The sequence below is a fragment of the uncultured Corynebacterium sp. genome (assembly GCF_902782855.1).
GTDB lineage: Bacteria > Actinomycetota > Actinomycetes > Mycobacteriales > Mycobacteriaceae > Corynebacterium.
In genome coordinates this window covers 1-10,386 of record NZ_CACZOO010000005.1, presented here as the reverse complement: position 1 = coordinate 10,386, position 10,386 = coordinate 1, and the positions used below count along the sequence as shown (strand labels likewise).

Sequence of the window (10,386 nt, the reverse complement as noted above, 5' to 3'; positions counted from 1 at the left end):
TGAACAGGTCGTAGCTCAGGCCCAGACCGGCAAGGTCCTCGACGATCTGGCGGTTGTACCGGTCGGCGAGCTCCTGGACGGTGACGCCCTCCTTCTCCGCCTGGACCAGCAGCGGCGTGCCGTGCTCGTCGGTGCCGGAGACCATCAGCACCTCGTTGCCGGACATTCGCTGGTACCGGGCGAAGACGTCCGAGGGGACGCCGAATCCGGCGACGTGTCCGATGTGGCGGGGGCCGTTGGCGTACGGCCAGGCAACGGAGGTGAGGACATGCTTCGGGCCTTGAGTCGACATGGGCACCAGCCTATTGCATCACGGGTCAGCCCTGTTCCCCGGCCCTCCGGTTCCCCACCTGGTCCCGTCCGGTCGCTCCTGTTCCCGCCCGGTCCACGTCAGCGACGACTCTCGAGCACCGCCTCGTACAGTTCCCGGCGCGACGCCCCGTAGGCCTCAGCGACAGCCTTGCAGGCCTCCTTCATCCGCATACCGGACGCCACCTGTTCCTCGACGAGGCCGACGAGTTCCGCCGGGTCAGTGGGACCCGCTCCCGGGGCCGCAGCCACGACGACCGTGATCTCACCGCGGATCCCCGGCCCCTCGCCCCTCTCCGCCGTGGCGGTCGCCTCCGCCACCCACCGCGCCAACTCCCCCAACGGGGCCCGACGCACCTGCTCGTACGTCTTCGTCAGCTCCCGGCACACCGCGGCCTCCCGGTCCGGCCCGAGCACCTCCACCGCGGTGTCCAGGGTGCGGCCCAGCCGGTGCGGTGACTCGAAGAAGGCGACCGCACGGCGCTCATCGACCAGGGTCTCCAGCCAGCGGCGTCGGTCGCCGTCCTTGCGGGGGGCGAAACCGTCGAAGGCGAAGTGCCCGACCCCCACCCCCGACAACGCCAGGGCGGTGGGCACCGCGGAGGGACCGGGCAGGCAGGTCAGCGGCACTCCCGCCGCCTGCGCTGCCTGTACCAGCGGAAAACCGGGATCCGAGACCGCTGGCATCCCCGCATCCGTCACCACGAGGACACGGGCCCCGCCGGCGGCGCTCTCGACCAGCCCGGTGGCCCGCTCAGCCTCGTTGTGGTCGTAGTTCGAGACGACTTTCCCGGTGATCTCCACGCCGAGCGCGTCCGCCAGGGCACGGGTACGGCGGGTGTCCTCCGCAGCGATGATGTCGGCGCTGCCGAGGGCGTCGATGAGCCGGACCGAGGCGTCCAGCGCGGTGCCCAGCGGCGTGGCTGCGAGGATGATCCCGCCGTGAGGGCAGGGTCGGTCGGCGGCCGCCCTGGACAGGGCGCGGGCCAACAGGTCGGTGAGCTCAGTGGTCTCCATACCCTCCGACTCTAACGCCCCCCGCCCACGCCTATTAGGATGGCGCCCTGTGAAGTCTTCCGTTGCCGCCCACAGGGTCAGGCCGACCCGGTGGTGGGTGGTCCTCTCCGTCCTCGCCCTCCTCGGCGCGGTCACCCGGCTGACGGAACTCGGCTACCCCACGGACAAGGGGACCCCGGTCTTCGACGAGAAGCACTATGTCCCGCAGTCCTGGCAGATCCTCCGCGGCGGGCTCTCTGCCGGGATCGAGGACAACCCCGCCTACGGTCTCGTCGTGCACCCCCCGCTGGCCAAACAGCTCGAGGCCCTCGGCATGGCGGTCTTCGGGGACACCCCGGTCGGCTGGCGGATCTCGGTCGCGCTGCTGGGCATCGGCGTCATCCTGCTGACCGCGGCCACAGCCCGTCGGCTGGCGTCCGGCACCGGCTACGGTGACTGGGTGGGGCTGACCGCCGGCCTGCTCGCCCTGTGCGACGGCATCCTCTTCGTCACCGGACGCTCGGCGATGCTCGACCAGTTCCAGACCTTCTTCGTCATCCTCGCCACCTATCTGCTGGTCAGGGACCACGGACAGATGGAGGCCAGCTTCCGGCGGGTCTTCGCCGAGGGCCGGATCGCCGAGACCCCCCTCGGCCCGCGGGCGGGCTACCGCTGGTGGCGGTTCACTGCGGGCCTTGCCCTCGGTGGTGCATTGGCGGTGAAGTGGTCCGGACTGTACTACATCGCCTTCTTCGGCATCGCCGTCGTCGGTGTCGACTGGTGGCGGCGCCGACGTTTCGGCGTGCAGCGTCCTGCCGCCGGGACCTTCACCCGGGACTGCGTCCCCGCATTCGCGTCCCTGGTCATACTGCCCGCCGTGGTGTACCTGTTCAGTTGGCGTGCCTGGTTCGCCTCGGAAACCGGGGTCTTCCGTCACGAGGTCGAGGCAGGCAACGACCGGATCGACGCCTGGGGACTGGGGTGGCTGCCGGACTCCTGGCAGAACTTCCTCTACTACCATGTCTCAGTCCTCGACTTCCACGAGGAGCTGACCAACTCCAACGGGCACCACCACCCGTGGGAGTCGAAACCCTGGGAATGGCTCGCCAGTACCCGCGGTCTGCTGTACTACAGCGAGACCGACGGCTCCGGCATGAAGCACGTCGTGCTGCTCACCGGAACCCCGGCGATCTGGTTCCTCACCGTGCCGGTCCTGTTGTGGGGCCTGTGGTGCCTTCTCCGGCGCCGGCAGATGATGTGGCTGGTGCCGGTCGTCGGGTACCTCGCCGGGTTCCTGCCCTGGCTGCTCAACATCGACCGCCAGATGTACCTGTTCTACGCCACGAACCTCGCCCCGTTCCTCGTCATCGGCCTCTCCCTGGCTGTGGGGCAGCTCGCCGGCTGGTCCATCGCCGGCGACCGCCCGGTGCGCTCCTCCCCCGGCCTGCGCCCCGCACTGCGCCACCTGTGGTTGACCCGCACCGGCCAACTCTTCGGTGTCGTCTACCTGATGCTGGTGGTGTGGATGTTCCTGTTCTTCCTGCCGGTCTACACCGGCCTGCCGCTGACGTACCAGCAGTGGCAGTGGCGGATGTGGCTTCCCGGTTGGACCTGATCCGGCCCCGGTCAGTCTCCGTCGCCGGGACGCCAGGTCGAGTTCCGTTCGGCGTCCCGCGCACTGTACGTCACAGGACGGGCCCCGAGACCGCGCAGCGAGTCCCGCAGCGGGTTCACCGCGTGGTGGCGGGCCAGCCACACCCCCACCACCGCCGCGCAGGACGCCAGGTGCAGCAGCAGCCCGGCGACCGTCGGCATGTCGAGGTACCCCAGCACCAGGTCACGGGTGGAGAAACCGGCCCCGAACGCCCACAGGGCGAGGAAGACCGGCAGCAGTCCCGGTGCCGCCCGTGGCCGCCACGCCCCCCAGATCAGCCCGGCGGCCAGCGCCAGGCGGACTGTCGCGGCGTCCACCGAGAGCCGGGTCAGATCCGGGTCACCGGTGTTCGCGAGCTCGCCGCCGGCACCCGGCACGGTCGGGTTGTCCGGCATGCCCGTGGAGTTGACCAGCAGCACCACCGACCAGGCGATGTAGGCCACCGCCAGCACCACCATCGCCACCCGGCACAGCACCAGCGGCAGGGACCGGTTGCGTAGCCGGTGGGACAGCTCAGGAGCGGTCTCCGCCAACGCGGCCATCTGGCGGGCCAGCTCGCCGGCGTCACCGGGCGCCCCGGCCGGTGCGACGCCCACCCGCAGTCGACGGTTCAGATCCGCGGCCGCGGCGAACCAGGCGCGGCACTCGGGGCAGGCGGACAGATGGGCGTCCACCGCGTCGGGGTCGGTGCCCGCGGGCTCCGGTTCGCCGTCGAGCCGGGCGGACAGGGCGGCGCGGGCCTCTTCACACTTCATGGCGCCCCCGACTAAGCGAACCGGGACAGGGCCCGGTCAAGGCTGACCCGCCCCGAGCCGAAGACGACGAGCGTGACACAGGCGGCGCACAGAACGAGCACCATCTCCCAGCCACCGTCTGTAACGAAGAGTCCGTGGTCCAGATGGACGAAATAGAACGCGGCGACCATGTCGAGAGCGAGGACACCCGCGGCGGCCGGTGTCAGCAGGCCGACCACCAGCATCGCGCCGCCGAGCATCTCCACGATCGAGACGGCCCAGGCGGACAGGGTGGGTTGCGGGATGTGCAGGCCGCTCCACTGGCCAGCGGTCGCCTCGATACCGGTGCCGAAAGCCTTGTCCCAGCCGTGGGCGATGAAGATGACGCCGAGCACCAGCCGCAGCAGGAACAGGGCCGCGTCTCTGAGCGCAGGGTTGTTCATGATGATGTCAGCCTACCCCGCCAGGGCTGCGGTCTCAGACCACACGGACCGTGGGCTCCCCGTCACCGGGCCGGTCGTCGACTGCCGTGGCCGGGTCACGGCGGCCCCCCGGCGCGCCGTCGTAGCCGGTGAAGGTGACATCGGCGTACTCCAGCGCGGCGAACTCCGGGTCCGCGTCATCGCTCTCCACCACCACGGCACCGGGACGCAGCAGCCGGTCCGGGACGCCGAGTTCACGGTCGTCGGTGTTGCGGACGCCGAGCCGGGCCCGGCGCATCCGCACCAGACGCCGGTGCTGCAGCTCCCGCTCAGCCAACGTCTGTTTGCGCAGGGAGTACAGGTAGGCGACGGTCAGCATCCCGCCGACGAGGACCACGGTCCACAGTGCCCCGGTGACAGCGACCGCACCGATCAGTGAGAGGACGGTGACCGCGACGAGGACCATGAGGACCCGCCGGCGGCGGGCCTGCCGCTGCTCAGCGAGCTGGCGGGACGCCACGGGATTGTAAATGCCCCGGCCCCGGCGGGTCGCGACGTAGTCGATGTCGTCCTCGGTCACCTCATCGTCGGCGGTGGCGCCGCATCCGACGTCATCCGGGCCGCCGGTGGGCCCGACGGCCCCCGTGCCGTCGACGGCCACCGGCTCCTCACCGGTACCGACCGACACGTCGATGTCGCCACCCCGGATGTAGGCGTCGTCCACCACGGCGAAGCGGTGCACCGGTGGGACCGCGTCTGCGGTGAACTCCACAAGTGCGGCGTTCCCGGCGACGGTGTCGGCACTGTCGGCACCTCCCTCAGTGTCGGCAGGGTCGGCAGGGTCGGCAGGGTCGGCGGGGTCGGCGGGGTCGGCGGCGCTGTTCACGTCCACCGGCGCCTCGACCGCGGCGACGACGGGCACGAACTCACCGGTGTCGACGTCGTCCTGCGTGCGGTAGGCCACGACATCCCCCTCCACCACAGCGGGAACGGACAACGGTGGAACGGTGTCCCGGAGATCGTCACGGGTGTCGTCGATGACCACCTGCTCCGGCTCCGCCTCCACCAGTTCCAGATCGGTGTCCGGGTCGGCGTGGTAGAGGCTCTCCGCGGGCAGCGGCCGCCGTCGCACGCGGTCGAGCCCGGTGCCGCCCTCGTGCACCACCCGGGTCTCGGAGAGTGCCCTCGACGTCCGGCGTACCGGAGAGTGACGGCGGACGAACAGTGTGGTGATGATGAGGAGCCACACCACACCGATGAGGATGACGGAACTGAGGGAGCTGGACACGGGGGACGTATTCCTCTCACCGGGATCACGGACATTGTGTCACCGCCGGACGGTGGTCCGGCAACTGACAGGGTGCCCCCGAGGGTACGTGTCCGTCACCACGGACGTCAGCAGGCGCGCCGGAGAAAATACGTGACACGTGTTATCTCGCGTGACTCACGGTGCGGGCAGAACCCCGGAGCTCTGCAGTCCGGCCAGCACCCCGCCGGCGGTCTCCTCCACGGTCAGCGCGACCAGGAGATGGTCCCGCCACTGACCGTTGATGTGCAGGTTGCGCTGGAGCCTGCCCTCCTCGCGGAAACCGGACCTGGCCAGCACCGTCCGGGACGCCATGTTGTCTTCCAGCACCGTCGCCTCGACCCGGTGCATCCCGAGTTGCCGCATCGCGTGGTCGGTGCCGAGCGCCACCGCTGTCGTGGCGACCCCGCGGCCGGAGTAGCCCGAGTACACCCAGTAGCCGATCCAGCAACTGCACACCACACCATGCTGCACGTTCCCCAGAGTGAGCTGCCCGGCGAACTCCCCGTCGACCTCGATGGCGAAGGGCAGGACCACGCCGTGGCGGGCCATGTCGAGCAGTCCGGTCACCGTGGACCGCCACATCTGCGGGGTATGGGCCTCCCGCCAGTCACCGGGAACCGTCGGTTCGACCGGCCGCAGCTGCCGCTCATCGGCGATCCGGTAGCGCGACCAGCGCTTCCCGTCACGGCGGTGCAACGGCCGCAGCTGCACCTGGCCGGCGGTGCAACGCGCCTTGGGGGTACGGGCGGGCCAGCCCGGATGCCTGTCGATCACCGTCGCCTCACGACCGGTTCGCGAGGAACATGACGTCGACGACCTCGCCCGGTTCCACCCGGGTCCGGTCCCCCGGCAGTACGACGAGGCAGTTCGCCTGCCCGTGGCTGGCCAGCAGGTGCACCGGTTCCCCACCACCGACCGCACCGAGCGGATCAACGAGGTACTCCCGGGTGCCGCGGTCGCGCATGAGCTGACCGCGCAGGTACCCGGTGCGCCCCGGAGCGGAGTCGATCGCAGCGATCGTGCGGGCCTGCACCGTGCGCCGGGTCGTCTGCCGACGGCCACGGAGGATCTGGATCAGCGGCCGGACCAGCACCTCGAAAGAGACCAGCGCCGCCGAGGGGTTACCCGGCAGCAGGAAGGTCGGTGTGCGGTCCGCACCGAGGGTGCCGAAGCCCTGCACCGAACCCGGATGCATCGCGACACGGGAGATACCCAGGTCCCCGAGTTCCCCGAGGACCGACCGGAGACGGTCACTGGACGCCCCGCCCACACCACCGGCGATCACCAGGATCTCCGAGCGGATGAGCTGGCTCTCGACGATCTCCCGCAACCGACGGGGTTCACCGTCGAGGACGCCGACCCGGTTGACGTCGGCCCCCGCCTCCCGTCCTGCCGCGGCCAGGGCGTAGGAGTTGACGTCGAACACCTGGCCGAGAGCAGGATCGCGGTCGATGTCCACCAGTTCCGGGCCGAAGGACAGCACCGACACCCGAGGCCGCGGATACACCAGAACCTTCGAACGCCCCACCGCGGCGAGCAACCCGACCTGGGCGGCGCCGATCACGGCACCGTCCTCCACGACGACGTCACCCGGCTGGACATCGGAACCGGCACGGTGAACGAACTGACCTGGCCTGACCCCGTGGAGGGGTTCGATACGGCGCCCCGACTGGGTCGCCCAGTCCAGTGGCAGCACCGCGTCCGCCAGAGTCGGCAGCGGGGCACCGGTCTGCACACGGACCGCCTGCCGCGGCTGCAGACGCACCGGGCGGTGGGAGCCGGCCGTGACCTCACCGACGACCGGGAGCAGCGGGACAGGCACCGCGTCCGGACCGTCCCCGGTCGCGTCGTGGGACATCGGCCCCGCGGTGAGGATCTGCCGGATGTCGACCGCCCGGACAGCGAACCCGTCGACGGCGGCCTGGTTGAAACCGGGGAGACTGTTCCCGGACTCGACCTGTTCGGCGCAGCGCAGTCCCAGCGCCTCGGAAATGGCGGTACGCACCGGCTCCGGGGTCACGGCGGCGGCGGTCACCGCCGCCAACTGCTCCTCAACGCTCTTCACGGTCCTCGAACTTTCCTGTGGCCGACTGGGTTCCGGTGGACGCTGCGTCCACCTCCTGCACCATCCTAGAGAGCACCGTTATCCGGCGGACACCCCGGCGTAGCTGACGGCGTCCGCGGCGAGGCGGTCACCCAGCCACTGACGCAGGGAGGGGCCGTAGGTGTCGTCGTTGAGGGCGAAGTCGACACAGGCGCGGATGTAGCCGCCGGGGTTGCCCAGGTCGTGGCGTCCACCCTGGTGGATGAAGACGTGGACCGGGTGCCCCTCGGTGATGAGCAGTTCGATGGCGTCGGTGAGCTGCAGCTCGCCGCCCTTGCCGGGTGTGATACGACGCAACGCATCGAAGATGGTGCGGTCCAGCAGGTAGCGGCCGGCGGCGACGACGGTTGAGGGGGCGTCCTCCACGTCCGGCTTCTCGACCATGCCCAGCACCCGGCGGACCCGGGGGTCTGCGCCGCCGTCACCGGGCTCCGCGAGATCGAAGACACCGTAGTTGGAGACCTCGTCCCCGGGGACCTCGAATCCGCACAGCACAGTGCCGCCGAACTGCCTCCGGACCTCCAGCATCTCATTGAGCACACCGAACGGCAGCACAAGGTCATCGGGCAGGAGAACCGCGAAGCAGTCCTCGTCACCGTCGAGAGCGGATTCGGCACAGCCCACCGCGTGGCCGAGCCCCAGCGGCCGGTCCTGGTTGACGGCGACGGCGTCCACGAGGGTGTTCACCGCCCGGACCTTCTCCAGCTGCTCGGTCTTGCCGCGGGACTCCAGGGTCGACTCGAGGAGCTCGTCCCGGTCGAAGTAGGCCATGATCCCCTGCTTCCGGGGGGCCGTCACCACCGCCAGACGGGAAGCTCCCGCCTGGGCGGCCTCCCGTGCGATCAGTTCGATGCCGGGCGTGTCAACGACCGGGAGGAGTTCCTTGGGGACAGTCTTGGTCGCCGGCAGGAACCGTGTTCCCAGGCCCGCGGCCGGCACTACGACAGTACGCAGGCCCCCGTCATGGAGAGAGTCATCAACAGTCATGGGGAGAAGACTACCGGTCATGTCCGCTCCGGGTGTGGCGGGCCCGCCGGGACACCCCCGAAACGAGAGTGTGTCCGCCGGACGTCTGTGCCCCATCCCCCGGCGACCACCCCCGATGCTCCGTTCCCGGTGCTCCGCTCCCGGGTGAACCGCGCCGACTACGCTGCACAGGTATGGACGACACAGCTGACACCAAACGGGCACTGCGTACCCGGATCCGGTGTGAACGCGCTCTCCGGGAACCGGAACGCGCCGCCCGGGACCGGAGGATCCTCGCCCGCCTGGTCGATGAACTGGACCGGCGCGACGGTGCCGCCGTCGCCGCCGTCGCCGCCTTCGCCCCGTTGCCCGGCGAACCCGGCGGCGCCGACCTGCCCGCCCGGCTCGCCGCCACGGGACGCACAGTCTGGCTTCCGGTGGTGGTCGGACCGGGGCGCCCCCTGCAATGGACACGGTGGCGGGGCGGGGCGCACACCCGTACCGGGGACTTCGGCATCCGCGAACCGGTCCCGGACCACGGGGACGCCCCGGTGGACACCGCCGAAGTCCTCACGCGGGTCGGCACCGTCATCGTCCCGGCACTGGCCGTGGGCCGCGACGGTGCCCGCCTCGGCCAGGGCGGCGGCTACTATGACCGGACCTTCGCTTCCCCCCGGTCGGGGACCACGTCGCGTGGCAGACTGATAGCCGTCGTGGACCATGAGGAGTACGGTCTCGACGTCCCGGCGACGGAACTCGACATCACGGTGGACGCGGTGGTGACCGACACCGGAATCTTCCCGGGCAGACACGGCAGGCGGTAGTCTCGGCTGCTGACCCCTACTACCCCTTCCGAGGAGGATCCCAATGCTCAAGGGTTTCAGAGACTTCATCATGCGGGGCAATGTCATTGAACTCGCCACCGGTGTCATCATCGGTGCCGCGTTCACGGCGATTGTCACCGCACTGACCGACAACTTCATCCAGCCGCTCATCAACGCCCTCGGCGGCGGCGGTGACGTCGAAGGCCTCGCCTGGCGCATCAAGGCCGGCGACGCCTCGACCACCATCGACTTCGGCGCGATCATCTCCGCGGTGATCAACTTCCTCATCATCGCCGCCGTGGTGTACTTCATCATCGTGCTGCCGATCAACAAGGTGTCGGAGGCCGCCGCCAAGCGCAAGGGTCAGGATGCCGGGGAGGTCGCCGAGGCCTCGGAGACCGATCTGCTCATCGAGATCCGCGACCTTCTCGCCGCGCAGGCCGGTACCGGTACCGCCGCACCCGCCACGGACCGCGACACCGATTCAGGCCGGCACTCCGCCGAATAGCTTTCCCACCGCCCTCCCCGGGGCGCGTCGAGGAGACCTCACCAGTGCGGTGGACGTTCCTCCCGCCAGAACTCCTCGCTGAAACCGGCCCCCCGCCCCCCGGTGCCCGCATCCTGCGACGACCGGGGGTCCCACAGTGCCCCGGTTCCCCGGGACAGCCCCGCCGCCCGGTGTTGCTGACCGAGGACGCCGGTCCGACGCCGTCGCCGCCGCGCCGCTGAATCCCCGGTCACGCCTGGTTCAGCTCGCCGATGATGTAACGGGCCAGGGGGCACAGGGTTGCCATGCCGTCACGGATCGCGGCGCGGGAGGACGCCAGATTCACCACGACGGTGGATCCGGAAACCCCGGCGACCCCGCGGGAGAGACCGGCATCCGTCGCATTGCAGGCCAGCGCGGAGGACCGCAGCGCCTCGGAGAGGCCGGGAATCCGACGGTCCAGGACGTCCCGCGTCGCCTCGGGAGTGAGGTCGCGGGGACCGACACCGGTCCCGCCCACCGTGATCACCAGGTCGGCGCCGCCGATGACGGCGGTCTCCAGGGCCTGACGGACGCTGGCC

General features: G+C 70.4%; 13 protein-coding genes. 3 read left to right on the top strand and 10 right to left on the bottom strand.

The window, feature by feature from the left end:
* Both QZV72_RS00195 and rsmI read right to left on the bottom strand, forming a co-directional pair.
* Positions 1–292, bottom strand: a 292-nt coding sequence (locus QZV72_RS00195) for a class I tRNA ligase family protein (RefSeq protein ID WP_297003886.1), incomplete at its 3' end; no start/stop codon positions are given.
* 98 nt (positions 293–390) lie between these two features.
* Positions 391–1,326 (bottom strand): 16S rRNA (cytidine(1402)-2'-O)-methyltransferase, encoded by a 936-nt coding sequence (gene rsmI / locus QZV72_RS00190; RefSeq protein WP_297003885.1) that lies wholly within the window; start codon positions 1,324–1,326, stop codon positions 391–393.
* Positions 1,327–1,375: 49 nt separating this feature from the next.
* Between rsmI and QZV72_RS00185 the strand changes: the two genes are divergently transcribed.
* Positions 1,376–2,920 carry a dolichyl-phosphate-mannose--protein mannosyltransferase gene (locus tag QZV72_RS00185; RefSeq protein WP_297003884.1) on the top strand — a complete coding sequence of 515 codons (1,545 nt, stop codon included), beginning with the start codon at positions 1,376–1,378 and terminating at the stop codon, positions 2,918–2,920.
* Between the two features lie 11 nt (positions 2,921–2,931).
* Here QZV72_RS00185 and QZV72_RS00180 read toward each other — a convergent pair whose 3' ends face one another.
* The 6 genes from QZV72_RS00180 to QZV72_RS00155 all read right to left on the bottom strand — a co-directional run bounded on the left by QZV72_RS00180 (position 2,932) and on the right by QZV72_RS00155 (position 8,515).
* Complete coding sequence (locus tag QZV72_RS00180; protein WP_297003883.1) at positions 2,932–3,714, bottom strand: zf-HC2 domain-containing protein; 783 nt, start codon at positions 3,712–3,714, stop codon at positions 2,932–2,934.
* An 11-nt stretch (positions 3,715–3,725) separates the two neighbouring features.
* On the bottom strand, positions 3,726–4,136 hold the full coding sequence (locus tag QZV72_RS00175) for a DoxX family protein (protein WP_297003882.1): 411 nt from the start codon (positions 4,134–4,136) through the stop codon (positions 3,726–3,728).
* 34 nt (positions 4,137–4,170) lie between these two features.
* Complete coding sequence (gene glpR / locus QZV72_RS00170) at positions 4,171–5,403, bottom strand: gephyrin-like molybdotransferase receptor GlpR (protein WP_297003881.1); 1,233 nt, start codon at positions 5,401–5,403, stop codon at positions 4,171–4,173.
* 156 nt (positions 5,404–5,559) lie between these two features.
* Positions 5,560–6,198: a GNAT family N-acetyltransferase gene (locus QZV72_RS00165; RefSeq protein WP_297003880.1), complete on the bottom strand. Its 639-nt coding sequence runs from the start codon at positions 6,196–6,198 to the stop codon at positions 5,560–5,562.
* A gap of 7 nt (positions 6,199–6,205) precedes the next feature.
* A complete protein-coding gene (gene glp / locus QZV72_RS00160; protein WP_297003879.1) occupies positions 6,206–7,489 on the bottom strand; it encodes a gephyrin-like molybdotransferase Glp in 1,284 nt (427 codons plus the stop codon).
* A gap of 78 nt (positions 7,490–7,567) precedes the next feature.
* Entirely contained in the window at positions 7,568–8,515 is a 948-nt protein-coding gene (locus QZV72_RS00155; protein ID WP_297003878.1) for a UTP--glucose-1-phosphate uridylyltransferase, read from the bottom strand.
* Between the two features lie 173 nt (positions 8,516–8,688).
* On the opposite strand from QZV72_RS00155, the gene QZV72_RS00150 reads away from it, so the two are divergent.
* A complete protein-coding gene (locus tag QZV72_RS00150) occupies positions 8,689–9,318 on the top strand; it encodes a 5-formyltetrahydrofolate cyclo-ligase (RefSeq protein WP_297003877.1) in 630 nt (209 codons plus the stop codon).
* Between the two features lie 43 nt (positions 9,319–9,361).
* Complete coding sequence (gene mscL / locus QZV72_RS00145) at positions 9,362–9,826, top strand: large-conductance mechanosensitive channel protein MscL (protein ID WP_297003876.1); 465 nt, start codon at positions 9,362–9,364, stop codon at positions 9,824–9,826.
* Between the two features lie 38 nt (positions 9,827–9,864).
* On the opposite strand, the gene QZV72_RS00140 is transcribed toward mscL, so the two are convergent.
* Positions 9,865–10,059 carry a hypothetical protein gene (locus QZV72_RS00140; RefSeq protein ID WP_297003875.1) on the bottom strand — a complete coding sequence of 65 codons (195 nt, stop codon included), beginning with the start codon at positions 10,057–10,059 and terminating at the stop codon, positions 9,865–9,867.
* Positions 10,056–10,386: molybdenum cofactor biosynthesis protein B (locus QZV72_RS00135; protein WP_297003874.1), on the bottom strand; the 331-nt coding region annotated here is incomplete at its 5' end. The genes QZV72_RS00135 and QZV72_RS00140, both read right to left, overlap by 4 nt.

Bases quoted from the DNA above. Each gene is read 5' to 3' on its own strand.
- rsmI (WP_297003885.1), bottom strand. From the start codon at position 1,326: ATGGAGACCACTGAGCTCACCGACCTGTTGGCCCGCGCCCTGTCCAGG.
- QZV72_RS00180 (WP_297003883.1), bottom strand. From the start codon at position 3,714: ATGAAGTGTGAAGAGGCCCGCGCCGCCCTGTCCGCCCGGCTCGACGGC.
- QZV72_RS00175 (WP_297003882.1), bottom strand. From the start codon at position 4,136: ATGAACAACCCTGCGCTCAGAGACGCGGCCCTGTTCCTGCTGCGGCTG.
- QZV72_RS00155 (WP_297003878.1), bottom strand. From the start codon at position 8,515: ATGACTGTTGATGACTCTCTCCATGACGGGGGCCTGCGTACTGTCGTA.
- QZV72_RS00150 (WP_297003877.1), top strand. From the start codon at position 8,689: ATGGACGACACAGCTGACACCAAACGGGCACTGCGTACCCGGATCCGG.
- mscL (WP_297003876.1), top strand. From the start codon at position 9,362: ATGCTCAAGGGTTTCAGAGACTTCATCATGCGGGGCAATGTCATTGAA.